20 protein-coding genes and 1 riboswitch are annotated in these 25,526 nt (G+C 48.5%); of the genes, 7 read left to right on the forward strand and 13 right to left on the reverse strand.

Annotation, left to right across the window (positions count from 1 at the left end):
• Positions 1 to 33: 33 nt before the first annotated feature.
• Genes arfB through recC form a run of 4 tightly spaced genes read right to left on the reverse strand, consistent with a single transcriptional unit; the run spans position 34 to position 9,514 of the window.
• Positions 34 to 450 carry an alternative ribosome rescue aminoacyl-tRNA hydrolase ArfB gene (gene arfB / locus ASC40_RS06205; RefSeq protein WP_055438924.1) on the reverse strand — a complete coding sequence of 139 codons (417 nt, stop codon included), beginning with the start codon at positions 448 to 450 and terminating at the stop codon, positions 34 to 36.
• On the reverse strand, positions 443 to 2,383 hold the full coding sequence (gene recD / locus ASC40_RS06210) for an exodeoxyribonuclease V subunit alpha (RefSeq protein WP_055438925.1): 1,941 nt from the start codon (positions 2,381 to 2,383) through the stop codon (positions 443 to 445). The genes arfB and recD overlap by 8 nt, the downstream gene beginning before the upstream one ends.
• The gene (gene recB / locus ASC40_RS06215; protein WP_055438926.1) at positions 2,380 to 6,030 is read right to left on the reverse strand and encodes an exodeoxyribonuclease V subunit beta; all 3,651 of its coding nucleotides are present in this window, start codon (positions 6,028 to 6,030) and stop codon (positions 2,380 to 2,382) included. Before recB ends, recD begins: the two co-directional genes overlap by 4 nt.
• A gap of 1 nt (position 6,031) precedes the next feature.
• A complete protein-coding gene (recC, locus tag ASC40_RS06220; protein WP_055438927.1) occupies positions 6,032 to 9,514 on the reverse strand; it encodes an exodeoxyribonuclease V subunit gamma in 3,483 nt (1,160 codons plus the stop codon).
• A 158-nt stretch (positions 9,515 to 9,672) separates the two neighbouring features.
• Here recC and ASC40_RS06225 point away from each other — a divergent pair, with 158 nt between their 5' ends.
• The 4 genes from ASC40_RS06225 to ASC40_RS06240 all read left to right on the forward strand — a co-directional run bounded on the left by ASC40_RS06225 (position 9,673) and on the right by ASC40_RS06240 (position 12,031).
• Entirely contained in the window at positions 9,673 to 10,200 is a 528-nt protein-coding gene (locus tag ASC40_RS06225) for a protein tyrosine phosphatase family protein (protein ID WP_055438928.1), read from the forward strand.
• 74 nt (positions 10,201 to 10,274) lie between these two features.
• Positions 10,275 to 11,204 carry an oxygen-dependent tRNA uridine(34) hydroxylase TrhO gene (trhO, locus tag ASC40_RS06230; protein WP_055438929.1) on the forward strand — a complete coding sequence of 310 codons (930 nt, stop codon included), beginning with the start codon at positions 10,275 to 10,277 and terminating at the stop codon, positions 11,202 to 11,204.
• Positions 11,205 to 11,285: 81 nt separating this feature from the next.
• Positions 11,286 to 11,759, forward strand: a complete 474-nt coding sequence (locus ASC40_RS06235; protein WP_055438930.1) for a Dps family protein — start codon at positions 11,286 to 11,288, stop codon at positions 11,757 to 11,759.
• A 74-nt stretch (positions 11,760 to 11,833) separates the two neighbouring features.
• Positions 11,834 to 12,031, forward strand: coding sequence for a DUF3185 family protein (locus tag ASC40_RS06240; RefSeq protein ID WP_055438931.1), 198 nt, complete (start codon positions 11,834 to 11,836; stop codon positions 12,029 to 12,031).
• Positions 12,032 to 12,103: 72 nt separating this feature from the next.
• Here the strand turns inward: ASC40_RS06240 and ASC40_RS06245 are convergent, their stop codons facing one another.
• From ASC40_RS06245 to ubiD, 6 genes are all read right to left on the reverse strand, one after another.
• Entirely contained in the window at positions 12,104 to 13,429 is a 1,326-nt protein-coding gene (locus ASC40_RS06245) for an MFS transporter (protein WP_072243404.1), read from the reverse strand.
• 23 nt (positions 13,430 to 13,452) lie between these two features.
• Complete coding sequence (locus tag ASC40_RS06250; RefSeq protein WP_169782089.1) at positions 13,453 to 14,193, reverse strand: phosphotransferase; 741 nt, start codon at positions 14,191 to 14,193, stop codon at positions 13,453 to 13,455.
• 23 nt (positions 14,194 to 14,216) lie between these two features.
• On the reverse strand, positions 14,217 to 14,783 hold the full coding sequence (pnuC, locus tag ASC40_RS06255) for a nicotinamide riboside transporter PnuC (RefSeq protein WP_055438934.1): 567 nt from the start codon (positions 14,781 to 14,783) through the stop codon (positions 14,217 to 14,219).
• 36 nt (positions 14,784 to 14,819) lie between these two features.
• Positions 14,820 to 16,904, reverse strand: a complete 2,085-nt coding sequence (locus ASC40_RS06260; RefSeq protein ID WP_055438935.1) for a TonB-dependent receptor — start codon at positions 16,902 to 16,904, stop codon at positions 14,820 to 14,822.
• A gap of 56 nt (positions 16,905 to 16,960) precedes the next feature.
• Positions 16,961 to 17,079: riboswitch (TPP riboswitch) on the reverse strand.
• 25 nt (positions 17,080 to 17,104) lie between these two features.
• A complete protein-coding gene (gene fre, locus ASC40_RS06265; protein ID WP_055438936.1) occupies positions 17,105 to 17,803 on the reverse strand; it encodes an NAD(P)H-flavin reductase in 699 nt (232 codons plus the stop codon).
• A gap of 2 nt (positions 17,804 to 17,805) precedes the next feature.
• Complete coding sequence (ubiD, locus tag ASC40_RS06270; protein WP_055438937.1) at positions 17,806 to 19,293, reverse strand: 4-hydroxy-3-polyprenylbenzoate decarboxylase; 1,488 nt, start codon at positions 19,291 to 19,293, stop codon at positions 17,806 to 17,808.
• A 117-nt stretch (positions 19,294 to 19,410) separates the two neighbouring features.
• Here ubiD and ASC40_RS06275 point away from each other — a divergent pair, with 117 nt between their 5' ends.
• A complete protein-coding gene (locus ASC40_RS06275; RefSeq protein ID WP_055438938.1) occupies positions 19,411 to 20,400 on the forward strand; it encodes an endonuclease/exonuclease/phosphatase family protein in 990 nt (329 codons plus the stop codon).
• 6 nt (positions 20,401 to 20,406) lie between these two features.
• Here ASC40_RS06275 and rho read toward each other — a convergent pair whose 3' ends face one another.
• The gene (gene rho / locus ASC40_RS06280; protein ID WP_055438939.1) at positions 20,407 to 21,672 is read right to left on the reverse strand and encodes a transcription termination factor Rho; all 1,266 of its coding nucleotides are present in this window, start codon (positions 21,670 to 21,672) and stop codon (positions 20,407 to 20,409) included.
• A 232-nt stretch (positions 21,673 to 21,904) separates the two neighbouring features.
• Complete coding sequence (gene trxA / locus ASC40_RS06285) at positions 21,905 to 22,231, reverse strand: thioredoxin TrxA (protein ID WP_055438940.1); 327 nt, start codon at positions 22,229 to 22,231, stop codon at positions 21,905 to 21,907.
• An 88-nt stretch (positions 22,232 to 22,319) separates the two neighbouring features.
• Here trxA and rhlB point away from each other — a divergent pair, with 88 nt between their 5' ends.
• Together rhlB and ASC40_RS06295 are read left to right on the forward strand one after the other, a co-directional pair.
• On the forward strand, positions 22,320 to 23,588 hold the full coding sequence (gene rhlB, locus ASC40_RS06290; RefSeq protein WP_055438941.1) for an ATP-dependent RNA helicase RhlB: 1,269 nt from the start codon (positions 22,320 to 22,322) through the stop codon (positions 23,586 to 23,588).
• Positions 23,589 to 23,597: 9 nt separating this feature from the next.
• On the forward strand, positions 23,598 to 24,521 hold the full coding sequence (locus ASC40_RS06295) for a Ppx/GppA phosphatase family protein (protein WP_055438942.1): 924 nt from the start codon (positions 23,598 to 23,600) through the stop codon (positions 24,519 to 24,521).
• A 1-nt stretch (position 24,522) separates the two neighbouring features.
• Here the strand turns inward: ASC40_RS06295 and hemB are convergent, their stop codons facing one another.
• Complete coding sequence (hemB, locus tag ASC40_RS06300) at positions 24,523 to 25,524, reverse strand: porphobilinogen synthase (protein WP_055438943.1); 1,002 nt, start codon at positions 25,522 to 25,524, stop codon at positions 24,523 to 24,525.
• Positions 25,525 to 25,526: the final 2 nt, after the last annotated feature.

Genomic DNA, 25,526 nt, shown 5'->3' on the forward strand with positions numbered 1-25,526 from the left:
GGATCGGACTGGTCGGAGCTGCAAGCTCAATAATTAATCAATTTTGCCACGCATGGCTTTTATTGAGCTGCGCTTTTTCTTCGCATCAATACGTTTTTGTTGGGCTGCCTTCGAAGGTTTGGTCGCAATTCTGCGTTTGCGCGTTACGGTGACACTCTTAACTAATGCGACGAATTGCTGTAACGCATGCTCGCGATTTTGCAATTGACTGCGCGTTTCTTGGCATTTGATAATTATCTTGCCGCTTTGTGTAATGCGATGGTCACTTAGCGCTAATAATCGGCTTTTATAAAGCTCGGGTAACGAACTTGCATTAATATCGAAGATTAATTGCGCGGCTGTCGAGACTTTATTGACGTTTTGCCCACCGGCACCCGAGGAACGAATAAATTGCCATTCAAGTTCCTGCTCGGGAATGGCCACACGTTGCGAAATGACAATGTCAGGCATCGGTAAGCCCTCCGTTACGTTTGACGCGACGCTGCACAGCTTTAATAACAAGCTGCGGCTGCGAACAAATTAAAGTGAAATTACTTTTGGCACGAGTAATACCGGTATATAGCAATTCTTTCGTCAAAATAGGTGCATCCGTTTGCGGCATAACCATGACTGTGTGGTTAAATTCAGAGCCTTGTGACTTGTGAATGGTCATGGCATAGGCCGTATCAATTTGCGTTAGTCGACTTGGCAACACCCAGCGCACGTCACCTTGTGGATTCAAAAATGCAACCCGCAAGGGCTCACCTTCTGCACGTTGCAGTACCACGCCAATATCACCGTTACGAAGATTAAGATGATAGTCATTGTGCGTCACCATCACTGGGCGTCCGCTAAACCAACCGTGTTGTTGGGACTGATCGCCGTGCAGCCAATACGTCACGCGCTGATTAAAAGCGTGCATTCCCCAGTTGCCTTCTCGCACGGCGGTCAGCAATTGAAATTCACCCAATTGCGCAAGAATTGCTTTCGCCCACTCATTAACGCCTTGCTCGCTGTTATCGTTTGGCCCCTTGCTAAGTAACTGCTGCAGCGGCGCATAACCGTCTAACACAAGCCGCTTGATGTTAGCATCATCCGCATGGCTACTTTGCAATACATGAATATTATCGAATTCTGGGTGGGTTGCGGCCATAAGCTGACTATCGCGCAGCCATTGCTGCAGCCACTCAATACGCTGCTGGTTAACCTCATATGCTAATTTGCCAATACCTTTTTCGGCATCAAAGCGACGACTTTCATGAAACATCGTAGTGTGCTGAAGGTATGGCCAGCGCTCTGCGTCTGCATCTAATGTATGATCTGGCATAAGGTTTGCTGATGTTTTATTCAGCCATTCGATTAACTCTGGTGCGTAATGACCTTGCTCGGCCCCTTCACACAATTGCCCTAAAATGGCCCCCGCTTCTACCGACGCTAACTGGTCTTTGTCACCTAGCAAAATAAGTCGCGCATGTGCAGGCAATGCAGCCACCACAGCGGCCAACATGCCAATGTCGACCATCGAGGCTTCATCAATAATCAACACGTCAGCATGCAGGGGGTTGCTCGCATTGTGGCGAAATCGCCGTGAGTGAGGCACGGTGCCTAATAATCGGTGTAACGTCACCGCGTCGCTAGCTAATCCTTCAGCCAATACGTCGGCAACCTCTTTAATAGCGTCTAAGTTTCCTAATTCTGCACTAATTGACTCACTCATGCGGGCCGCCGCTTTCCCAGTGGGAGCCGCCAACCGAATACGCAGTGGCGCTGCTTGGGTACGTAATTTTTGTAGCGTGGCTAACAACCGCACCACGGTATAAGTTTTTCCGGTGCCTGGGCCCCCAGTCACAATAGTAAAACGGCTGCGCATGGCCATTGCGCACGCCGTGCGCTGCCAACTAATCCGCTCTGTTTGGCCAAACAAGGCATCGAGTACGCGCCGTAAGCGCTCAGTATCGACCGGTACCTGCGCGACCATACGCCGCTTTAAGTCCGCCTTAATGCGCTGTTCATAGTCATAATACCGGCGTAAATATAAGCGCGTTCCTTGCAATACCAGTGGGCTGTTGGGTTGATTAACCACAGCACTTTGCTGTAACTGGCTCAGGCAGTTATCTAGGGTCGACACTGACGCGTCTGCCTCTAGCAATGCCTTGGGTGCTTGGCACACCTGTAAGCTATCAGCTGTAGCGTGCTCCGGCGGCAAGTTTAACGACCGTTCGAAATTGTGATAAAGCGAATTAAGATCAAGACAAGGGTGCCCATGACCAAGCTGCACGCTAGTCAAAGCGGCCATGAACGCTGCACTCTCCGACGCACCAAGTTGCTGTAATTGTTCAGCTAAGCTCACATCAATGGCTCGAATCCAGCCATGTTGGTACCATAGTTGCAATGCGTGCATCATAGAAGCTTCTCCTTAAGCGTGAACTGGCTTGCCAAGTCTTCTATAAGCTCGCGCGGTGGGCGGTCATAAAACGCCCCTGCTTGCGCCCCATGCACGCCGCGTAAAAATAGATAAACAGCACCGCCAATATGGGTGTCGTAATCGTACGCACTCCCCAGTCGCACACTTAACAACTTATGCAGTGCCACCAAGTAAATGACATACTGTAAGTCATAGCGGCTGGCTAAAATTTTATCGCGCATAGCGTCGTGAGTATAAGCAGCCGCGTCATGACCGATGTAATTCGACTTATAGTCAGCCACGTAAAAACGGCCCTTATACTCGAATACCAAGTCAATAAAGCCTTTGAGCATACCGTTAAGCTGCGTTGGCAATACTTGCGGCCTATCATATCCAGACAACACGTACTGTTGCACTTGTCGATCTAATGGTTGCACCTGAACATGCGCCGCTGGAAACCAAAACTCAGGTTCCGCTTGATAACTTTGCAAATCGGCAAGTGCTAACCGCTGATCGCCCGCTTTAAATGGCACACTTAACAAAGCCTGCAACCAATCGGTGAGTACTTCACGGTTACTCGCCCAAGGCTCAAGTTGGGTGCGTTGCTCAACAAACTTTTGGCGCAACACAGTATCGTTCGCTAAGCGCGCAAATCCCTCAGTAGCAGCATCTTCAAGTAAGTTATGCAAATAGGTTCCTGCTTCAGCGCCCTTCGGAAAACTATGTATGCTATTCGGCTGCGGCGTTTGTCGCTGCTCTGGTAGCTGCTCCGCTGGCTGTTCATAGCGCGCTTCTAGAGCGTTCTGAGCATCAACGGTATCGGCCTGCCAGTCGCCATACTTCAGCGCACTATAGCTAGCCACCCACCACTCGTCACGCGGGCGTGCGGGTATTTGGCAAAACTGCAAACTCGGTGTATTACTCTGCGGTGGCTGGTAAACACTGCTAGTGACCACCTCAGGCACTGCCACACGGGAACAATGCGCAGGTAACGAAAGCTGTGTTAAATCAAGCGCACTGCCGCCCCCTAGCAAGTAACTTAAAGCCGTATCATTAAGCGTTTTGTAAGGTGCCAGGCCAATATAAGTGGCAAATTGGGCTCGGGTTACCGCCACATAGAGCTTACGAATGTCTTCTTCGAGCCGCTCTTGATCTATTTTTGCCGCCACAGCGGCATCCGAGTCATCAAATGCCACTTGAATATCACCCGAGCTAGAGTGATACACCGCAGGGTATGTCACGCGATTACTCAGCTGGTTGGTATTGGCAATAAAGGGTAAAAACACTAACGGATACTGCAAGCCTTTCGACTTATGAATAGTCACCACTTGAATTAATTGATTATCGCTTTCTAAACGCACCTGCAGCTCTTGGCTATCGGTACGGTTATTTGACTGTTGAGCGAGTTCAATATGCTCTTGCAAATAGCGCAGCACGCCGGCCATACCCTCAGTAGTAGCGGCATGTTGTTGCAGTAGCTCAGCTAAGTGCAATACATCGGTCAGCTTACGCTCACCGTCCGCCTCAGCTAAAAGCTTCGCGGGCACGTCGTAATCATGCAGTAGCCGCTGAATAACAGCTAATACGCCATGGCGTTGCCAGCGCTGATGATAACTCAGCACTTGCTCAGCGAAGGCATCCCATTTCAGTTCATCATTCAAGGTGTTATCAACAGTTGCTAATGATAAATACAGCAACTGACTGAGTAGCGCGGTGCGTAACAAACTTGGATCACGCGGCTGCGCGCAGGCTTGCAATATCTGTAGCAACTGCCCCGCCACGGGGCTTGCAAATACTGAATCACGGTCAGACAAGTACACACTACGCAAGCCACGCTGACGCAATGCTTCACGAACGACTTTTGCCTCACTCGCTTTATTGACCAAAATGGCAATATCACCCGGCTGCACTCGGCGTAGGGTGCCATTCTCTACAAAACCCGTGGTTTCATCATGCAGCAGTTGCACAATTCGCTCGGCTTGCCAATTGGCTAGCTGGTGATGCAATACATCGTTATTAACCTTGTCATCACTACCAACCTCCACACAATCAAATTGCAATGCAGCTTGTTCTTCACCTTGCGTAACCCACCGTGCTTTTAGACCATTTGCTTGCACCGGCAAAAACGGCAAGGGGTCATCGCCGCTGTCACTATCACGAAAGTGAAATGGCCCACGAGGCGCTTCTTGCGCCTGTAAAAACAGCGCATTACTTGCCGCGACCATGGCATCGGTTGAGCGGTAATTGGTACCTAGCGTGTAATGGCGTCCTGTGGTGGCTCGCCGTGCTTTCAGGTAGGTGTGTATATCGGCGTTTCGAAACGAATAAATAGCCTGCTTAGGGTCACCAATTAAAAACACGCCATGCTCTTCGGGCGTGTTGTCTAAACAGTAAACCCGATCAAAAATGGCATATTGTACCGGGTCTGTGTCTTGAAACTCGTCCACCATAGCAATCGGAAACTGCTGACGAATGGTGGCGGCCAAGTCATCACCAAAGTCGCCGTGTAACGCGTTGCGAAGTCGCGTCAACATGTCATCAAAACCCATTTCAGCGCGCTGTTTTTGCAGTTGCGCAAAACGTTGATGCAACCATTTAGCGGCATGTTTTAATAAGCTTACGCGTGGCGCCGGTAGCGCGTCCGCGGCAGCTTTTAGGTCCATGAGCGTCTGCCAAAACGGGTGTTCCGGCAGGGCTGTTTTCAAGCTGTTTTCGGCTAAATCTTGCGGGCTCAGTTTCAGCCAGCCGCTGTCTGGTTGCAGTGCCGGCAGTAGTGGTGCATTAGCGTTCGCTAATTGCTCGGCCCAGCCACGAATTTGGTCGAACCATTTACTAACCGAATCCGCTCGCAATTTTTGTCCATTGAGTTGCTTGCTATCACGTAGATCAGCTAACAGTTGCTCACACTCATCAGCCCACTGTAGCCAGTCGAACTTATGAAAGGTATCACGCAGTTGCTGCTGAGCTTTGGCCTGTTGCTGCAGCACCTCCGCCGGCGCTACTGTCGTCTGCTCTGCGGCATAACTGACAATACCTCGCGCGCTTTGTAGCAGCGCCTCAGGGCTGGCAAAAGCATCACAAATAACTTGGTACTGCGTCAGTTCTGACTCTGACAGCACACTCACGAAAGTGCGCCAGTAATCATGACTTACCTGCTCCCACATGGCCGCGGTATCGGTGTTAAGCTGCTGTGTAAATAAGCTGCCGCTGGCAAAAGCATGCTCGCGTAACATGCGATTACACCAACCATGAATGGTATGCACCGCAGCTTCGTCCATGGCTTGGGCGGCCAAATCTAACAAGCGGCCACAGTGCGGATGCTCAGTCACGGGAAATTCCGCTTTCAAATCAATTAAAAACGGGTCTTTCACGCTAATATCGCCACGAAAGTAAGCGGCGGCCTCGCTGAGGTTGGCACGGATGCGATCGCGTAGCTCTTCGGTCGCCGGCTCGGTAAATGTCACCACTAATAGTTCGTCGGGCTTATAGCAGCGCGGAGTTTTATGCCCTAGCACTAAGCGCAAATAAAGGGCAGCAATCGTGTAAGTTTTTCCAGTACCCGCGCTTGCCTCAATTAAGCGGCTATTGTGCAACGGAAACGTTAACGGCTGTAGAATATTCATTACTGCAGTTGGTCCATTACTCATGTTATTCAGCCTCCTTGCCGCTAGCCACAAGCTCACTGAGTAGTGGTCGATATATGGCTTCAGCCACGTCTTGCTGCTGCCCAGCAGCTATAAGTGTCGCGTAATTGGGGAAAAAGCGCGTTAAATAAGGCACTTTTTGACTGTGTGCCTGCTGTTTAAACCCGCCCTCTTCAAAAAACGTCGCAACTTTATCGTGTTCAACCTTAAACTCGTCACTATCCAGCGCGTCTTGCCAAGTTTTATAGTTGGCTTTTAAGCCTTCTAACGCAAGCTCAAAACCAACACCGAGCGGTTGCTGCAGGCCGTGTGCCAACCAACTTAATAAGGTATTCAACAGGGTGTTTGCGGTGTCTTTTTGCAACGGGGCAAAGGTTAATACCCCCTCGCTACCGATTAATTTGGTGGTGGTTGGGTTTTGCGTATTGAGCAGTAGATGCTCCGCCCATTGTTGCACCCCATATTTGGGCCGCGGCGACCCATTTTTTTCCACAATTTTAGATGGCGTCACATGCAAGTTTAACCAAGTGCTCATCGCATCAGCGCCGTTATCACCCTCATTATTACGCCGTAAGTGGCTAAAAGTTGCTTCCACGGTGTACCCATTATCAGCCGTGTACGCTACTTGCGTGGTGGCCACTTTATGAGGATACATTTGGCAAAGCTCAGCAACCCGCTGAAATAGCAACTCGCTACTTTGCGCCAACTCATTTTTCATCGCTACACCGGCTGCCCCAAATGGTACATCACCAGCGCGTTGCAATTTGGCCAACGCAGCCTGCAATGTAGCCTGGGCTTGGGCTTCATCACCACCATCAAGAATAACTGGTAAAGCCGCTTCAAACAGCCCATTTAGCAATTGCCACTGGGTGAGATTATCTAAGGTAAAGCTTTCGTCGTCACGCAAGCTCAGCTGACTTTGATGCAAATACGATTGCAAACGCAACTGGGTAAATAATCGCGCCGGCTCTTTGATAAAGTCTGCCAGGTGCTTTATGGTCAGCGGGCGCTCCAAATTATACGGCGTTAACGCGCTGTGTTCTGTCGCTTGCTTGCTATCGGTGTTGGCTACTTTGTGCACCACGTGCCACTCGCTGGCATAGGTAAACAATTCCTGAGCCTGAGGCTCAGGCGCGGTAAAGTACGCTTGGCTAAACGGTTGTAATGGGTGAGTTAATACCCACGGCTTCCCATTACGACGACCACCGTATACGCGCTCAAGGTGTTCCAGCAATTGATTAACCACCACGGCGGCGGGCTTCTCGCTATTATCTCGAATACTGCGGCCTTGCCAGCTGATATATAACCAATGCTGAGCTGACAGTATGGCTTCTAAAAATAAGTAACGGTCGTCTTCACGGCGCGAGCGATCGCCCGGTAGCGGGTCTTGCGCCATCAAATCAAAATCAAACGGCTTTTGCGCACGCGGGTAATCACCGTCGTTCATACCTAACAAGCATACGCACTTAAACGGAATAGCGCGCATTGGCATAAGCGTGGCAAAGTTAACTTTACCGGCCATAAAGCGTTGATTGAGGTTCATGTCATCCACCCCAGCCAACCAGCTTTCAAGAACCACGGTCAGCGTTATCGGCTCATCGAGCCCCGCACTTTCAGTAGCCTCTAACCAACTTTGTAAATGTTGTTGCAGCCTATTTAGCATCACCACGTCAGCGTCTTCTTCTGGCGCAAATAAGCACATTAAAAATTGGTTTAAATAGTTTGCCCACTGTTGCGCAGAACGGTTTTCATAACCACTGTTGGCGTGATTTATTAATACTTGCACAAACTGGTACAAACCACCGGCAATATCAGCTTCTAAGCCGTCAATATCACCAAATGGTTCAATACCCTGCCAGTCGCTTTGTAAGTGCTCACTATCGCCTAGCGCATAACCTAAAAGCATTCGCTGCAAACCAAACAGCCAAGTGTTGATGGTGCTGTCGGGTAGGTTTAGCTGCTGCCTGTGGGCACCATTTAAACCCCAGCGCACACCAGAACCATCGGCCCAGCGTTGCAACTGCGCCAGCTGCTCAGAATTAAGCCCAAACCGAGCCTGTACAGCTTGCACTTGTAGAATGTCAAACAGTTCACTGGCACTTGCACGCTGTTGATTAATCGTTAGTGCATATTCTAAAGCAATGAGCATGGGGTGCCGATGACGCGCCCCCTGGTCAGCCAAACTGTAGGGAATGTAACGTGGGTCATCGCGGTCCAAACGCCCAAAGACGGCCTCAATGTGCGGTGCATAGCGGTCAATATCAGGCACCATCACCATCACATCACGTGGCTCAAGACTTGGGTCAGCGGCAAAACGTGCTAATAACTGGTCGTGCAGAATTTCAACTTCTCGTTGTGGGCTATGGGCACAATGAAACGCCACCGCATCGTCACGCAATGTCGTTTGCTGCCACCGCTGCTTGGCTTCTTCGGGTGCGTTTAAGTGCAAAATATCGTGCCGCAGCGCATCTAAAATCGACGGGCTTTCGGGCAATACTTCGTCGAATAAATCCAGTTTTAAGGTTGGAAACTCTGTGCGTAATGCGTCGGTATCGTCAAACTCATCAAGCAAGCGAATGTAATCGCGCCCCTGCTTACCCCACGACGCCAATAGTGGATGCGCTGTTGCATGGATTAGATCGGCATCGGCTGTTGCCCCACTGTGGCGGCGTTGTTGGCGTGGCTTCACGTAATAATTGTAAATGTCTTTACCGTCAATAATGTCAGCCCAGTAAAACTGACACGGGTTATGCACACACAGCACCACTTGAGTGAAGCGGCTAATAGCACGCAACACTTCAAGGCTTTGCTTAGGCAAACTGGAAATACCAAAAACCACGACGCGCGGCGGAATGCCCACAGGTCGGATTGATGCAGTTAACCGCTCACAGGCGTCAATAAAATGTTGGTGCAACAGCGCTCGGTTATTCCATTGTTCGTCACCAACATCAGCGAGTACATAGCGCCACAGCAGCGGTTGCCAGCGTTGCGTTTCGGGTACCTTAGCGTCCACGCCTTGAGCCCAGTCACTTAGCCACTCAGCTCGGTATACTTGGTATTGGTCAAATAAATCGGCCAGGCGCTCACACAACTGAAAGCACTTACGTGAGTCTGTATCATCGGCCATGTAACGCCGCAGCGTCGCAAATTCAGGTTCGTGCAAGTGCGCCGGTAAAATTCGCATTAAGCGCCACGTTAACCGGTTTTTATCAAACGGAGAGTGACGCGGAATATCGTCACCGAGCACGGCGCGATAAGCCTGCCATTGAAAACGGGCGGGTAACATGACATCAACCATCGCGGCAATACCTAAGTCAGCCGCTAAATGTTGTTTTAGCCATTGGGCAATACCATTGGACTGCACTAATACAGCTTCATTAGCCAACGGTGGCAGTGGGTATTGGCGATTTAACTTCACCACAAGGTCGGTTAAGTCCTGTAACCTGTGACTGTGGGCAACAATAAATCCTGGGGTAAGATTACTCATGACTGATCCTCTGCATGGTCTGCCTCTCATCCTAACCAAATAATGCGCGTGAAACTAGTTCAGTAATGACCGTTTAGTTGATTTAGCAACTTGCGAAATAGACCGATTTCTCTATAGTTAACCCCACTTGTATTTAGAAATTCTTTAAGGAGCTTGTTATGCGATTTTTGCACCTATTAAGTTTGACTTTTGTCGCCTTACTTTTACTAAGTGGGTGTAACGACAAGCCGACCGTCAATAGTATTCCTGTTGAGGTGGCTGATGTGACTAATATTCATCATCCAAACGCACAGCACTTTACCTCAGGGCAGCCCACCGAGGCCCAACTGCAGGCTTTCAAAGAGCTTGGCGTAACCAAGGTCATCAACCTGCGTAGCCACGAAGAAATGGCCAGCATTGAGGAGTCAACGTGGGCCGCTAATTTAGGTATGAGTTACCACCACCTACCCGTTACCGGTGGTGATGACCTCACTCGCGAAAATGTGGCTGAATTTCATCGCATTATGAGTGCCAATGAGGGTGATAAAACACTCCTCCATTGTGCGAGCAGTAATCGTGTGGGTGCTATGATGGCGCTGCGAGCTGCTTGGTTTCAAGGGGCGACAAAAGAGGAGGCCCTGGCTAAGGGCCAAGAATATGGCATGAGAAGTCTTGAGCCTTTGGTGGAAAAGCTGCTCAACGAATAATTGTATGCTAGAATGCGCGCGCAATTTTTGACCTCGGATTTGCGATCCGAATCGCCAAAAGAAGGAAGTAATTAATGTATATTTGCGCCGCACTCTACAAATTTGTTGAGTTCAACGATTTTGAGGCTTTTCGTGAGCCACTCTACAATTGCATGATCGAAAATGAAGTTAAAGGGACTTTGTTACTCGCTCGTGAAGGCATCAACGGGACTATTTGTGGCACTCGCGAAGGTATTGATAACGTACTTGCGTTTATTCGTAATCGCACCGAATTTAGCGACATTGAACACAAAGAGTCACCGAGTGACACGCAAGCGTTTTACCGCACCAAAGTAAAACTGAAAAAAGAAATCGTCACCATGGGCATTGACTGGGTAGACCCGAAAAACGTGGTCGGCACTTATGTCGATGCTAAAGATTGGAATGACCTCATACGCGACCCTGAAGTATTGCTTATTGATACCCGCAATGATTACGAGTACGCGGTGGGCACATTTGAAGGCGCAATTAACCCTAAAACTGAGTCATTTCGTGAATTCCCGCAGTACGTGAAAGACCATCTTGATCCAGAAAAACACAAAAAAGTGGCTATGTTCTGTACCGGTGGTATTCGCTGTGAAAAATCGACGGCCTACTTAAAGTCTATTGGTTTTAATGAGGTATATCACCTTAAAGGCGGAATTCTGAAGTATCTTGAAGAAGTTCCTGAAGAAGAAACCACCTGGAATGGCGATTGTTTTGTGTTTGATCAACGCGTAACCGTACGTCATGGGTTAGAACAAGGTGAGTATGACCAATGCTACGCCTGCCGTATGCCTATTACTGAGCAGGAAAAGCAGTCCGAGCATTATCAAAAAGGGGTGAGTTGCCCACATTGTTTTGATAAAACAACACCTGAGCAAAAAGAGCGTTTTGCCGAACGTGAAAAGCAAATTCAGCTCGCGAAAAAACGCGGTGAAGCGCACATTCGCGACGGCAAAGCCGATGAGGCTAATCGAGTTTAAGCATTGTCACAGGCCCCTTGAATTGGTCTATACTGGTACCCATGTATAAGTTATAAATCAAATTCAAACAAGGAGTTAAACATGCAACAGCTTAACGTTATTGGCCTTGACCAACATCATGCAGAACAATTGGCAGAGCGCTTAAACCAGTTACTAGCAAACTACCAAGTGTTCTACATGAACGTCCGTGGCTTTCATTGGAATATCAAAGGCAAAGAGTTCTTCGAGTTGCATGCTAAGTTCGAAGAAACCTATAACGACCTATTACTTAAGGTTGATGAAATTGCCGAACGTATTCTGACTTTAGGCCAACGTCCGTTACATGCTTATTCAACGTACATTAAAGCCAGCGAAATCATTGAAGTGAAAGACGTGCATGACGGTAAAGCTTGTGTGCGCGAAATTCTTGATAGTTACCGAGTTGTTATTCGCTTACAACGCGAAATTCTTGAAATTGCTGGCGACGCCAATGACGAAGGTACTGCCTCACTCATGAGCGATTATATTAAAGAGCAAGAAAAAACCGCGTGGATGTTAACTTCTTATTTAGGTTAATTCGCTATCTCAGTAATTTTTGCTAAGCTGAGCAAGTAGTACCTTAATCCATGAAAATAAAAAGGAAACATTCGATGAACAAGATCATTGGAATCGTTCTATTAGTGGTTGGTGTTATTTTGCTGTATTTCGGTTGGGAAGCGTATAACTCGGTAGCCTCTGAAGCTACCCAAGCTATTACTGGTGAAACCACCGATGAAGCCATGTGGTACTTAATTGGCGGCGCTGTAGCCGTAGTAGTTGGGCTGTACGGCGTTATTCGCGGCAAGTAATCACTTGTGCGGTATCTTACCTAAAAAGCGAGCTCACCGAGCTCGCTTTTTTATTACGCAGCTTGTAATCACTTAGTCTTGTTGCACATTAGGCAAACTAAATGCCCGCGCTGCTGCAACAAGGCCTAAACCAATCAATAACCCAATAACCGCTTCAACACCAATGAATTGGTCTAGTAGACCTAATAAAATACCAAGCAATAACACCACGCCAATAACAGTGTTGGAAACAGCAGTGTACTGCGCTCGGTTGTCTTGCGTGGCCATGTCGACCAAATAAGTTTTTCTTCCCACTCTTGCACCATGATGAGCCACCGCTGCCGCAAAAATAATAAAACCAGACAACCATTGCTGCGCGAGTAAGTCTGGCCGCCACAAATATAGCGCCAACGCCACTGCCATAACTAGCGTGGCTAATAAAGCCGCAGCTGCCATAACATGGTTGCTTGCGCTATCTGACCATTTTCCCCAAAAACGCCCAGCCAACATACCGGCTAGGCCACTTGCTAACATTAAGCCACCTAGGCCCGTTAAGCCGCCATCGCCACTGCGCTGAATCATCACAACAATGTAGGGAATAGCAAACGCCGACGCCACAAGCAGTGCACGCGTGAGAACAAACTGACCGAACTTCTTGTCTTGCCATAACAGCGCAATCGATTTCAGGGCTTCTATAACTGCGTTACCGCCGCCCTCTGTTGCGCCTGGAACTTCGGGCACTTGTGCATAAATAATTGCCGCCACAACCCACAACAGCGCCGCAAAACTAAGTAAAGCGACAAATATCCAGGCATCGCCTTCACGTTGCGTGTCGGTTAGGCTTGGTGCGACTAAAATAGCAATTGCCGTTAACAACGACAGAGTACCCGCTACCGAAGCTGCCAACCCAGATAAGCGACCACGTCGAGTTTTAGAGATAGTTTTACCTTGCACGTCTTTTATGGCAACCGAGCACACGCCGCGCGACAAGCTAAAAAGTGCGAGCAAAATAACAATTGCCCATCCAAAGGTTTCCCCTTCAGTGGTTACAATGGCTGCCACCATGGCCACTAAACTTAGCGCTTGGCCAATACTTCCGGCCACCCAGAACCATTTGCGCACGGGCGTTTCACGCATACGTTGGGCAACAAACAACTGGGGTAATAAAGCCAGCGACTCCCGTAATGGGACTAACGCTGCGATGAAGGCACTTGGCGCACCTAAGGCAATCAGCATCCACGGCAAAACTAACCGTGCACTCACCAAAGAATCACCGAGTTTAGTCAGTGTCAGCGCCCACAAATGCGCCATAAAAGCTTGCGGTTGGTCGTTACAGGCACTATCTGGAATGTCTTTGCACACCCGAGCATCTTCGTCTTCTGCTAGGTAGCCGTACATGCGGTCGGTTAACTTAGACATCGTCACTCCTTGTCACTGAGGGGTTAAACGTGGTGATGCTGCAAATGATGGTGTAGTTCATACCAAAGCTGACTGATAGTGTTCGACAGCTCAAGCCATTGCGCTAGTTTATCGCTGTCAATTTGCTCGCCCGATGCGCCTTCATAGGCGTTGATAAAAGCTCGACGCTCGGCAAATTCAAGTTGATTCACCTGAATGGCGTTAGCCAAGTCAAAATAACGATCGCCAAGCCCTGCATATTCCCAATCAATAACAATAGGCTGCTGTGCCAAAAACACATGATGAAAGGCTAAGTCATTGTGACAAAAAACCGCATTCTTACCGAAACTATCAATGAGCTTTCGTTGCTGCTGCAAACGCTTCTGAAATTGCCGTGCGCGCTCCGACTCATACTCAGCTAAATTATCACAGTAACGTTGCAAGCGCGTGCGTAGCGACCATACAGGAACATCTACTTGCAAACGGTGAATATGCGCACTCACTTCTCCAAGGCGCTGTATTTTAGTGCCCATTGATTTTCTATCATGGGCTAAATCAGGAGCTTCAATAAACGCCTGTAATAACAAGCCTTGAGCAGAGTCATAATGCAAAATTTGCGGTGCAATACCTTGTTCGGCTAATTGCTGTTGAACGTTAACCTCTTGGTCGCGGTTAAGCCCATAGGGGTGATCAAAGCGAAAGTGCTTCAGCACATACACACCGCTAGTTGCGGTTATTTTGTAGACATCATTCGCGACACCGCGTAAAAGCGGTTCAGTTTTCATGACACCGTGTATCGGTAAATTCGTTAGCCAGTGTTGTTGCATACTTCCTGTTGACTCCGGCGCCAGCTCCACATTGCATATAAAATTAGCACAATATAAACGGCAAATAGTCCGCTCGTTTTTTCAAAACCTTTAATAGCATATAGGTAAATATACACACTATCGATCACTAACCAATAAAGCCAGTTTGAATATAGTTTACGGGTAAGCAGCCAAGTCGCAAATAAACTAAAAATAGTGGTGAAACTATCCAACCACACTTGGTCTGCTGCGGTATAGCGCTGCAGCAATAGCGCACATAACGCAGCCACTAGTGACAAAATTGCAATAGCAACCGCATGCCAGCGCCAACTATACCCTTCCTGCTCAGTGGCATCACCGGTGGCAGCGCCATAGCGCCACTGCCACCAACCATAGCCTGCCAAAACTACATAAAATGCCTGCAGCGCAGCTTCCATATAAAGCTGCGCGCCTAACATTAAGTAGGTATAAATTGCGCAACTTATCGCCCCTGCTAGCCAGCACCATAATGACTGGCGCGCGGCTAACAACAAGTACAGAAGCGCTAACACAATCGCGGTTAGCTCCATGCGGCACACCCCGCTAGTTGCATAGGTTTCATATCACTACATAACATAATTGAAAGTCACCCCAATGCGACGCGGTTCACCCCATTGCACATAAGTTTTTGGCGCATATTCAATACGCGGGTCGTTACCAAAATAGAAACCACGAGTTGCATAATCTTTATCTGTTAAATTACGCCCCCAAAGGGTAACCGTCCAGTGTTCAAGTTGCCACACAAGGTTGGCATGCAGCAACGTCATATTATCGCTACGGCTGTTATGCGAGTCTGAAAAATAAAAACTATCTTTGCTGTCGATTTGTAAACTGGCACTTAAGTTTTCCTGCAACTGCCAATGCACCCCGGTATTGAGCTGATAACTCGGTGCTTGCGCTTGTTCACGCCCAGTCATGTCAACGCCGTCTTCGGTCACAAAACCACGAATTTCGCTTTTTAGTAAGCCAATATTGGCAAACCAATTTAATTTTTCGTGTGCTTGCCAGCGTAGCTCCACTTCGGCACCTTGGGTTGTTCCGCCATCGGCATTATCAATAAAGCCAATGAAAGTTTGCTGACGGTTGATCCAACTTTTTAACTGTACCTGCTCGCGCCGCTGATGAAACAACGCAATATTTACAGCTACCTCATTGTTGGAGCTCACATATTTATAGCCAAGCTCAATACTGCTTAAGTATTCAGGGGAAAAGTTTGCGCGTGCTCGTAAATAAGCTTCAAGCTCAGGATTGTCACCTACTTTACCTAACGCCGCGCCATTCACACCACCAGCTTTGTAGCCACGCGACCAAGTGCCATACCATAGTTGATCGGCATACGGCTGATAACTCAAGCTAACACGCCCACCAAGCATAGTGTCGATTGGCTTTTCTTGCACCGCGTTGGTATCCATGTAGTTATTACGGTAACGCTCGACGCGAAGCCCTGTGGTTAACTGCCATTGCGCACTTAAATAGTGGCTAAGCTCTCCATACAAGGCGTGATGAGTGCTGTCGTATTGGCTTTGAAATAGCGCATCGGTGTATGCGTCCCAATCAAAAAAGGCACGCTGAAGGGTTTCTTCACGCTGATGGCTATACCAGCCAAGCACCCAGTCGGTGGGTAAACCAAACCAACTAAAGGGTTCGGTGCTGACGAGGCGCGCCTCGAAACTTTGGTCGGCACGGTCACGCCAATACGCATCTATCGATGAATATTCCCAACCTGGTGCAATACCCACGTAGCTCCAGTCTTCATCATAACTGTATAGTGTATCGGCGTTCAGCCAGCTATAGCTAAGCTCTAGTTCGTAACTACTTGCGCCTAAATAAGTAGCGGCTAAACGGCCAGCGTTAATACGCGCGTCGTCTTGCCCAGGCTGGTCAGAATAGGTTTGCCGGGTATTGTCTAATGAAAACGCATCATAGCCATTGTCTTGATTATAGTGATGCAAGGTGGTGCGTAATTGCCAATGCTGGCCCACGTCTGACCATAAATTGAAACGAGCCTGACGTTCCGAGCGCTGCTGTGTGTCGTCACGCTGCAAGTAAAGGTTTTCAGTGAACCCATCGTCACGCTGCTGATGAACACTCAAACGCGCGCGACCTAGTGCGCCAAGCTCACCGCCCGCCGCAAACCCGCCTTCAAGCGCGTTATAGTTGGCCGCGCCAAGCTGCCAAAAACCATCAAATTCATTAGCTGCTTGGGTACTCTCTAACACCAACATACCTGCCATACCGTCGGCACCAAAGCGACCACTCTGAGGCCCACGGTATACTTCAACTTGGCTAATATCAAACAAGGCTGCCGCTTGACCTAGGCCACTATAATTAATTCCATCAATAAGAATGCCCACCGATGGATTAATAGGGTCAACAAATTGACTGCGCTCACCAATGCCGCGAATTTGCATAAACCGTGCGCGTGAGGAACCACTCGAAAAATTCACATTGGGTATGACATTAAACACGTCTTCAAGATGCGAGCCGTGGCGCGCGCTGATACTGTCAGCTTGCAGTACCGACACGCTGGTGGGGGCTTGATGAACTTGCACGGCACGAAATTGCCCTTGAACTTGAATGCGTTCAACGGAATCGTTGTTATTTGTGGGCTCGGCGTTTAACGCCAATAAACTTACTACTGTTAGTAACATGGATTATTTCCTCAACGCTTAGTCAGAAACAATCCGGTCGGGCAGGTCATAAAATGGAGTGATAATGCTACCATCCCTACGCCAGTATTAACCGGATCAGGTGCAAAGGGTTCGCATGTTGCATCTCAGCCAAACCAGCGAAATAGTCGCTAATATGGCACCCCTTGGTAAAAATTGCGCGGCGAGTATAACAGAACTGTTTAGATAAACGCCAGTGCATCGCCGTAAAGTTGTGACAGCGGTAAGCCTTGCCCATGAAACGCGTCGCGAATAACTCGCACCATTTCAAAGCGCCCGGCCACATATACATCGGCTTCATTTAAGTCAGTTTGCTCAGCCATAACCGCATGGTGGACCAAACCTGTAGCCCCATGCCATTGTGCCGGTGCGTTTTCTACCACCGGGCAGTAATGTAAGGGTTCATGCTGGGCAGCTAATTCATGTAATTGCGCGTCGTAATACAAGTCTTCGGCATTACGGGCGCCCCAATATAACGTAATTGGCCGCTTAGAGCCGCTGCGCAAATGTGCTTGCAAAATAGACCAGGTATATGAAAAACCAGTGCCGCCAGCAATTAAAATAATCGGCCGTGGGCTATCGGCACGATAACTTGCCTGCCCTAATGGCACTTCAACGGTTATCTGCTGCTCTTCACGCATTTTGTTTAATACTTCAAGCGCGTATGGGTTATTCGCGGCTGCGCCGATGTGCAATTCAAGTTGCTGCGTACTTGAAGGGCATGATGCTATCGAAAAAGGTCGCTTGTCTCGCTCTCCCATCACCACCTGCAAATACTGGCCGGCTTCAAACTCAAGCGGCTCAGGTAGCTCTAGCACCACGCGATAAACCACAGGTGTGAGGTTTTCAATGCAGCTAACACGGCATAGCCATTGTTTCATAATCAGTTGTTTTCCTTTGAATTTGAAAAAATATCAAGACTGTCCCACAACGCATCGACACGTTGTTTTACTTGATCGTCCATCACAATGGGCACACCCCACTCACGATCGGTTTCACCCGGCCACTTATTGGTGGCGTCCATCCCCATTTTTGAGCCTAAACCGGAAACGGGCGAGGCAAAATCTAAGTAATCTATGGGGGTATTTTCAATCAATAATGTATCACGGGCTGGGTCCATGCGGGTGGTCATGGCCCAAATCACATCCTTCCAATCACGCGCGTTCACATCGTCATCGCAAACAATCACAAATTTAGTGTACATAAACTGCCGCAAAAAGCTCCACACGCCCATCATCACGCGCTTCGCATGGCCCGAGTACTGCTTTTTCATGGTCACAACGGCGACCCTATAAGAGCAACCTTCGGGGGGCAGATAAAAATCGACAATTTCTGGAAACTGCTTTTGCAACAAGGGCACAAATACTTCATTCAGTGCAACACCAAGCACAGCGGGTTCATCTGGCGGCCGCCCGGTATAAGTGCTGTGGTAAATTGGCTGTTTGCGCATGGTTATATGGGTCACCGTAAACACCGGAAACTCATCAACTTCGTTGTAGTACCCCGTATGGTCACCATAAGGCCCCTCGGGGGCTGTTTCGCCTGGGGCAATATAGCCTTCTAAAATTATTTCAGCGTGGGCTGGCACTTGAAGGTCATTACTTACACACATAGCGACTTCTGTTTTCCCGTCACGTAATAGGCCGGCAAAGGCATATTCCGATAGCGTATCTGGCACAGGCGTAACGGCGCCCAAAATAGTGGCTGGGTCAGCCCCAAGCGCTACCGCTACCGGGAAATTTTCACCCGGGTGAGCGCGTTGCCATTCTTGAAAATCTAACGCACCGCCACGGTGTGATAGCCAGCGCATAATGACTTTATTTTTGCCAAGCAGTTGCTGGCGATAAATACCTAAATTTTGGCGCTCTTTATGAGGCCCTTTAGTGACAGTCAGGCCCCACGTGATCAGCGGCGCCACATCACCAGGCCAACAATGCTGAATAGGAAGCGCGGTTAAGTCAACGCCATCACCGCTCATGACCACTTCTTGGCATGGTGCCTTTTTCAATTGTTTCGGCGACATGCTTAATACTTTCTTGTACATCGGCAGCAAATTCAGTGCATCGCGAAATCCTTTCGGTGGCTCTGGTTCTTTCAAAAAAGCCAATAATTTACCGACATCTCGTAGCGCAGCTACCGACTCTTGCCCCATACCTAAAGCAACCCGTTCAGGTGTACCAAAAAGGTTGGCTAATACCGGAATATCGTGACCTTTCACGTTTTCAAACAACAAGGCAGGCCCGCCCGCTTTAAGCGTACGGTCTGATATTTCAGTGATCTCAAGATAGGGATCAATTTCTTGTTGAATACGTTTTAATTCGCCGCGTTGTTCTAGCAGTTGAATAAAGCCACGTAAGTCTTGATATTTCACACTTGCTCTCGCTATGTTGTGCAGGCCAAGAAGTAAGCGCGCAGTATAAATGTTTTTGATATAGTTTTCAGCGTTAGCTGTTCAACCAGCGTTAACTCGTTTCATAGGGATATTGCCATGCTGGCGTTTTGGATCATAAGCGTAATCACAACTTTATTGCTCATCACCACCTTGCTACCACGTTCACAACGTACTGTGTGGTGGGTACGCGTGTGGGACTTTCCGCGACTTCAACAAAGTGCGGTGGCTTTAGTTTTGCTCATATTTAGTGCTGTGTTATTGCCAGCTTCGGCCTGCTCAACGTGGCTTCTTGTGAGTGTGCAACTAGGCTGTGGGGCATGGCATTTTTGGTGGATATTTCCTTATACGCCTTTAGCTGCGCGAACCGTCAAGCGCTACCGCCGCAAACGCGACGAAAGTCATATCGCCGAGCACATTCGGCTGCTCACAGTTAACGTGTTAGAGCCAAATCGCAACGCCGTCGAGTTAACTCAAATTATCAACAACGAGCGCCCAGATATTATTGTCGCGGTAGAAACTGACGAGTGGTGGGAAAAGCAATTTAGCGATATTGAAGACGACTTACCGCATGTTCTGCGGCGGCCGCAAAATAACCTATACGGCATGATGGTATATTCAAAGTGGCCGGTGACCAATGTCGAAATTTGTGAACTTGTGCAAGAAGGCATTCCGTCTATGCACTTTGATTTACAGTTACCGACACGCACAGTGCGCATGCATTGTGTACACCCAGCGCCACCTAGCCCAACTGAAAACCACAAATCGAAACAGCGTGATACAGAATTATTAATCGTAGCCAAGTTGGCTAGCAAAGAGTCCGGGCCAGTGATTGTGACAGGGGATTTGAACGATGTGGCTTGGTCGAAGTCGACTCGGGCTTTTTTACAAGAGAGTCAGCTGTTGGACCCGCGCATGGGCCGCGGAATTTACAACACGTTTCATGCAAAAATTCCGTTTATGCGCTGGCCGTTAGACCATGTGTTTCATAGTGAGCACTTTATGTTGGTTGAGCTCAAACGGCTACCGCCGTTTGGCTCAGACCACTTTGCATTGCTAACTGAATTAGCGCTGCGCAAACAAACCTAACCGTAGTTAGCTCTTCTGGCGTTTCATCGCCTCGAAGAATTCGTCATTGGTTTTGGTCATTTGTAATTTATCGATGAGGAATTCCATCGCTTCAGTTTCGCCCATTGGGTGAACGATTTTGCGTAGAATCCACATTTTTTGTAGCTCTTCTTGTGAGGTTAATAATTCCTCACGGCGCGTACCCGAGCGATTAAAATCAATAGCGGGGAATACGCGTTTTTCAGCGATTTTGCGGTTTAAGTGCAGTTCCATGTTACCGGTGCCCTTAAACTCTTCGTAAATCACTTCGTCCATTTTCGAACCAGTGTCAATTAGCGCCGTTGCGATGATAGTTAAACTACCACCTTCTTCAACATTCCGCGCCGCACCAAAGAAGCGCTTCGGTTTGTGCAATGCGTTCGCATCTACACCACCCGTTAACACTTTACCTGAGCTGGGAATAACTGTGTTGTAAGCACGCGCTAAACGAGTAATAGAGTCGAGCAAAATAACCACGTCTTTCTTGTGCTCAACCAAACGCTTGGCCTTCTCAATAACCATTTCAGCAACTTGCACGTGACGGTTTGCTGGTTCGTCGAACGTTGAAGCCACCACTTCGCCTTTCACCAGACGATGCATTTCGGTAACTTCTTCTGGACGCTCATCAATAAGCAATACCATGAGCACGCATTCAGGGTGATTTGCCGCAATTGACTGCGCAATGTTTTGCAGTAATAAAGTTTTACCCGCTTTAGGTGGCGCCACGATTAGACCACGCTGCCCTTTACCAATGGGTGAGGCAAGGTCTAACACACGCGCAGTAATATCTTCTGTTGACCCGTTACCACGCTCCATACGCATACGTTCGTCAGCATGCAGTGGGGTAAGGTTTTCAAAAAGAATTTTATTACGGGAGTTTTCAGGCTTGTCGAAGTTAACTTCGCGGATCTTCAGGAGGGCAAAATAGCGTTCGCCTTCTTTCGGCGGTCGAATTTTTCCAGATACCGTGTCGCCGGTGCGCAAGTTGAAGCGGCGAATTTGGCTTGGTGATACGTAAATATCATCGGGCCCTGCTAAGTAGGACGAGTCCGCCGAACGCAAGAAGCCGAAGCCATCTTGCAAGATTTCAAGCACGCCATCGCCATAAATGTCTTCGCCGCTTTTTGCGTGCGCTTTCAAAATAGCGAAAATAATGTCTTGTTTGCGCATCCGCGCCATGGACTCGAGGCCCATAGTTTCTGCGAGCTGAACCAGCTCGTTTACAGGTTTATTTTTTAATTCTGTTAGGTTCATAGGGGGGTTATGACTTTTTGGCCAATGGAAATAGTTAAACGTAATTTAGTTAAAAACGACTCGGGGTTTTGACTGCACGGCTGCCGGAAGGCTGGCAACCTGAAGAAAAGTTATGCCAAGAAAAGTAACACTTAAATTGAAAAACGTCCAGTTTTTCAGCGTAATTTGTGCAAAAGCACAGCAAAGGTTGTTGTCGATCAAGCCACAACAACCCGCTGAAACTTACCGACTGTTACAGGTTTTGTTCAATGAACTCAGCCAGTTGCGCTTTTGACAAGGCACCTACTTTGGTTCCTGCCACTTCACCGTTTTTAAACAACAATAAAGTTGGAATACCACGAATACCGTACTTTGGTGGGGTTTGGTTATTGTGGTCGACGTTCAGTTTACCAACAGTGATGCGGTCGCCAAATTCGTTTGCGATATCGTCTAAGATTGGCGCAATCATTTTACAAGGGCCACACCACTCTGCCCAAAAGTCTACTAGAACTGGCTTGTCTGAATTAAGAACATCGCTCTCAAAACTTTCATCACTTAGCTGAACAATTTTGTCACTCATGATAATCTCCGCTGCTGAATTCGCGTGAAATAATAAAACCCTATTATTTCTGTTTTTGAATGTTAGCGCAAACTGATATGCTTACGCCATGAGTAAAACACACTTAACAGAGACACGCTTCGCCGATCTCGACCTGCACCCGCAGGTATTGTCCGCACTGCAAAGTGTTGGATTTGAATATTGTACACCGATTCAAGCATTGAGCTTACCGATTGCTTTAATCGGAAAAGACGTTGCTGGGCAGGCTCAAACCGGTACTGGTAAAACCTTGGCGTTTTTGATTGCCACGTTCACGACGTTGCTCAACAACCCGCGTACCGGTGACAAACGCTATCCGCGTGCCATTATTATGGCGCCGACGCGTGAGCTTGCTATTCAAATTGCGAACGATGCTGAGCAACTCGCGGCTCACTGCGATATGCGCCTTGGCGTTGTTTATGGGGGCGAGGGTTACGATTCTCAACGCCAACAACTTGAAGAAGGCGTCGATATTCTTATCGGCACCACCGGTCGCTTGATTGACTATTACAAGCAGGGTATCTATCAGTTGGATAAAATCCAAACGGTCGTGCTCGATGAAGCCGATCGCATGTTCGATTTAGGCTTTATTAAAGATATTCGCTACATGTTCCACAAGATGCCACCCCCTGGAGAACGCCAGAGCTTGCTGTTTTCAGCCACCTTGTCGCAACGTGTACAAGAACTTGCGTATGAGCACATGAACTCACCAACGAAAGTTGAAGTTGAGCCACTACGCAAAACCGGTGAACGCATTACCGAAGAGCTGTTCTACCCGTCAAAACAAGACAAAATTAAGTTATTGCTGACGCTCATTGAAGAAGACTGGCCAGAAAAAGCCATTATTTTCGCCAACACCAAACACGTGTGCGAAAAACTGTTTCAATGGCTTGACGCAGACGGCCACCGAGTTGGTTTATTAACCGGTGATGTGCCGCAGCGTAAGCGCTTAAAAATTCTAGAGCAGTTTAGCGAAGGCGAATTAGACTTCTTAGTCGCTACCGACGTCGCCGCGCGTGGCTTGCATATTCCTGAAGTTAGCCACGTGTATAACTATGACTTGCCTGACGACTTTGAAGACTACGTGCATCGTATTGGTCGTACGGGTCGTGCCGGCGCGAGCGGTAAAGCAGTGAATTTGGCGTGCGAAGAGTACGTGTATAATTTACCAGCTATTGAAGAGTATATTGGGCATAGCATTCCGGTAACTAAATATGACCCTACCGCCCTGTTAAGCGACTTGAAAACTCCACGTTCTAGTCAACGCCGACCGCGCGGTGGCCGTCGTGGTGGTAATCAGCAACGCCGCAGCGGTGGTAACCGCAAACCCACAAGGTAACTAACGACGATGCAGGACGCACGCTTTGCCGCAATCGATTTAGGCTCAAACAGCTTTCATTTGATTATTGCCACGGTAAAGCGTGACGGACATTACCGCATTTTGGCCCGCCATCGGCAAAAAGTACGATTGGCAGACGGCTTTGATAAACAACTAGTTGTCAGTGAAGAAGCCATACAACGTGGCCTGGACTGTCTTAACCAATTCGCCACCTTACTGCAAGATATCCCTCGTGAACGGGTGCTTTGTGTGGCGACAGCAACGCTGCGTAAAGCTGCCAACAGCCATGCCATGTTAACCCGTCTCGAACACGCGCTAGGTTATAACATTCAAGTTATCAGCGGCGAAACTGAAGCCGAATTAATTTACCAAGGCGCAACGCAGCATCTGTTGCGCACGCAGCAACACGTATTAGTGCTAGACATTGGTGGGGCGAGTACTGAAATCATTGTCGGCCGAGGTTGTCAGCCCGATCATTTGGTTAGCCTAGATATGGGTTGTGTGACTTGGCAAAACCGCTTCTTCCCAGAACAGCATATTTCTGAAGCTAAATGCGCGGCTGCAATTGCTGCCGCGAAAGCCACTCTTGAACCTCATCGCAAACGCTTTTTAGCTGCACAATGGCAGCATGTTTGCGGCGCTTCGGGAACATTTCGCACACTTTACGACATGCGTAAGCGACCAAAGCAACCGATCACCTTAAGTTGGTTGCACGAGGTGTTGTCAGAGGTTATCGGTTTAGGTGACGTTAAGAACTTAGGTGAACTGGGTATACGTGGTGACCGCCAACCAGTGTTTGTTGGCGGTTTATGTATTCTCATTGCGTTATTTGAGTCGCTAACTATTGCTAAAGTTGATATCGCCAAAGGAGCGTTACGCGAAGGGCTACTGATACGCATGTTAACGCAACCGAATAGCCCGTTCACAAGCTAGTTTATTGATTTTTAAGCTGCTGCGCAGCGTACTTCGCAAAGTAAGTTAAAATACCGTCCGCACCAGCGCGTTTAAACCCTAATAACGACTCCAGAATAACATCATGGTTTAGCCAGCCATTGGCAATAGCGGCTTGCATCATGGCGTACTCACCACTCACCTGATACGCAAAGGTTGGTACTTTAAACTGTTCTTTTACGCGGCGTACAATATCTAAGTACGGCATACCAGGTTTAACCATGACCATGTCTGCACCCTCTTCAATGTCTAAAGCTACTTCGTGCAGAGCTTCATCACTATTGGCGGGGTCCATTTGGTAGGTCTTCTTATTGCCGCCTTTGAGATTTCCGGCGGAACCCACCGCGTCACGGAATGGCCCATAGAAAGCCGACGCATACTTAGCTGAATAAGCCATAATTTGCACATGAATAAAGCCGTTTTCTTCAAGCGCCTCGCGAATAGCGCCAATACGACCGTCCATCATGTCTGAAGGCGCGACCACATCCGCACCAGCCCGCGCATGTGACAATGCTTGACGCACGAGCGCCTCGGTAGTGATGTCATTTTGCACATAACCGTCGTTATCTATAATGCCGTCTTGGCCATGGGTTGTGAAAGGATCAAGAGCAACATCGGTAATCACACCAAGCTCTGGAACCGCAGCCTTAATGGCGCGCACCGCACGTTGTGCTAATCCATTGTCGTCCCACGCTGCTTCAGCGGTAAGTGATTTATCTTCAGCTGGCGTTACCGGAAACAAGGCCACAGCGGGAATACCTAAGGCGGCAATTTCCTGACACTCCTCAACTAACAAGTCTATGGATAAACGCTCAACACCAGGCATGGATGCTACTTGTTGACGCTGCTGCTCGCCCGGAATAACAAACACTGGATAAATAAAGTCAGCGGCACTTAATTGGTTTTCAGCGACCATGCGACGACTAAAATCATGACGACGTAACCGACGCATGCGACGAAACGGAAAATGACTGACATGCTGCATAT

The organism is Pseudidiomarina woesei (genome assembly GCF_001418345.1).
GTDB lineage: Bacteria > Pseudomonadota > Gammaproteobacteria > Enterobacterales > Alteromonadaceae > Pseudidiomarina > Pseudidiomarina woesei.

Bases quoted from the DNA above. Each gene is read 5' to 3' on its own strand.
- arfB (WP_055438924.1), bottom strand. From the start codon at position 450: ATGCCTGACATTGTCATTTCGCAACGTGTGGCCATTCCCGAGCAGGAA.
- recD (WP_055438925.1), bottom strand. From the start codon at position 2,383: ATGATGCACGCATTGCAACTATGGTACCAACATGGCTGGATTCGAGCC.
- recB (WP_055438926.1), bottom strand. From the start codon at position 6,030: ATGAGTAATGGACCAACTGCAGTAATGAATATTCTACAGCCGTTAACG.
- recC (WP_055438927.1), bottom strand. From the start codon at position 9,514: ATGAGTAATCTTACCCCAGGATTTATTGTTGCCCACAGTCACAGGTTA.
- ASC40_RS06225 (WP_055438928.1), top strand. From the start codon at position 9,673: ATGCGATTTTTGCACCTATTAAGTTTGACTTTTGTCGCCTTACTTTTA.
- trhO (WP_055438929.1), top strand. From the start codon at position 10,275: ATGTATATTTGCGCCGCACTCTACAAATTTGTTGAGTTCAACGATTTT.
- ASC40_RS06235 (WP_055438930.1), top strand. From the start codon at position 11,286: ATGCAACAGCTTAACGTTATTGGCCTTGACCAACATCATGCAGAACAA.
- ASC40_RS06240 (WP_055438931.1), top strand. From the start codon at position 11,834: ATGAACAAGATCATTGGAATCGTTCTATTAGTGGTTGGTGTTATTTTG.
- ASC40_RS06245 (WP_072243404.1), bottom strand. From the start codon at position 13,429: ATGTCTAAGTTAACCGACCGCATGTACGGCTACCTAGCAGAAGACGAA.
- ASC40_RS06250 (WP_169782089.1), bottom strand. From the start codon at position 14,193: ATGAAAACTGAACCGCTTTTACGCGGTGTCGCGAATGATGTCTACAAA.
- pnuC (WP_055438934.1), bottom strand. From the start codon at position 14,783: ATGGAGCTAACCGCGATTGTGTTAGCGCTTCTGTACTTGTTGTTAGCC.
- ASC40_RS06260 (WP_055438935.1), bottom strand. From the start codon at position 16,904: ATGTTACTAACAGTAGTAAGTTTATTGGCGTTAAACGCCGAGCCCACA.
- fre (WP_055438936.1), bottom strand. From the start codon at position 17,803: ATGAAACAATGGCTATGCCGTGTTAGCTGCATTGAAAACCTCACACCT.
- ASC40_RS06275 (WP_055438938.1), top strand. From the start codon at position 19,411: ATGCTGGCGTTTTGGATCATAAGCGTAATCACAACTTTATTGCTCATC.
- rho (WP_055438939.1), bottom strand. From the start codon at position 21,672: ATGAACCTAACAGAATTAAAAAATAAACCTGTAAACGAGCTGGTTCAG.
- trxA (WP_055438940.1), bottom strand. From the start codon at position 22,231: ATGAGTGACAAAATTGTTCAGCTAAGTGATGAAAGTTTTGAGAGCGAT.
- rhlB (WP_055438941.1), top strand. From the start codon at position 22,320: ATGAGTAAAACACACTTAACAGAGACACGCTTCGCCGATCTCGACCTG.
- ASC40_RS06295 (WP_055438942.1), top strand. From the start codon at position 23,598: ATGCAGGACGCACGCTTTGCCGCAATCGATTTAGGCTCAAACAGCTTT.
- hemB (WP_055438943.1), bottom strand. From the start codon at position 25,524: ATGCAGCATGTCAGTCATTTTCCGTTTCGTCGCATGCGTCGGTTACGT.